The following is a 1,205-nucleotide window of genomic DNA, read 5'->3' on the forward strand; positions in this document are numbered from 1 at the left end:
TAGAAAATCGAACCACTGAAAGTCCCCGGTATAACCCATGGATGCAGGTAGATTTTGAACCTCCCCACCCGTCGCAGGGATGGGGATTCCCCGGCACAACAACTTATGTTGCTGTTAACTCCAAGGGCGTGACTTTCCCCCGCACCGGAGGTAGCTGAGTTTAAAGTTACCGTAAGAACAAGGCAGCCTTTATAGTTAAAGGGTTATGCGTAAAAGGTTAATGGTTGTTGTAATAAGGCTGCCTTGTTCTAAGGTTTCGTCTCTAGGGGTCAATTCCCAGTTTTTTAAGACCCCTTAGTTTTATGTTTACTGCCCCGTTGACATCAGCATCATCGTAGTGTCCACATTCAGTACAAACGAATTTTTCTTTCTTCCTGTTGCTTTTACTGACGTGATGACATTTTGGACATCTCTGAGACGTATGCTTGGGATTTATTTTTACTACCGGGATGCCTGACTTTGCAGCCACGACTTCTACCTTTTTGACTAGTTCTCCCCAAGCTGCATTAGATATTGACTTATTTAGACCTCTTTTTGCCGATTGCCCATTACGTTCGCGAAGCGTCGGCTTTGCCGAATCGTAACCACCATTTTTATTGGGTTTAGGCTTACACCGAGATTTCATTGCTTTAATGTTGAGATCTTCAAACACCAAAGCATCTGTTCCGTCAACTAATTGATTGGCAATATCCCAGTGGCAAGCACTACGGTTGTTTGTGATCCGCTCATGAAGTGATGCGACTGCCTTATAAGACTTTCCTCTGTTGTTAGAGCCTTTTTTCTTCCGACTAGCAGCTTTATGTCTCAATTTCAGGCGTCGTTCTCTACGCTTAAAGGACTTACTTTTAGCTGGATTAACTATTGTTTTTCCATTGGATAGGCTGATTAGTTTGTTAATACCTAAGTCGCAACCTTTGACTTTTGTAGGTTCGATTTCGGTCTTGTCTTTCATGGGGACAGGCGGAACCGATTTGTCTTCGATCTGAAGGCTGACAAACCACCCACGAGCTTTTCTGCGAACAGTAACGGACTTTAGAACAAACCCATCAGGTATAGGACGAGAGTTGTAAAAGCCCATCCACCCGATACCTGGAAGATATATTTTGTTTTTATCAAGTTTTACTTGGCCAGGGGCATATTTGAAGCTCCTAAATCGCGACCTTCTTTTTGGTTTCGGGTAACCAGTTTCTCCTTTGAAAAATTTG

General features: G+C 43.2%; 1 protein-coding gene. It reads right to left on the reverse strand.

Annotated features, from left to right (window positions below; genetic code table 11):
• Positions 1-262 precede the first annotated feature (262 nt).
• Positions 263-1,205: transposase (locus tag F6K49_RS50700; protein WP_293110461.1), on the reverse strand; the 943-nt coding region annotated here is incomplete at its 5' end.

This window comes from Moorena sp. SIO3I6 (genome assembly GCF_010672095.1).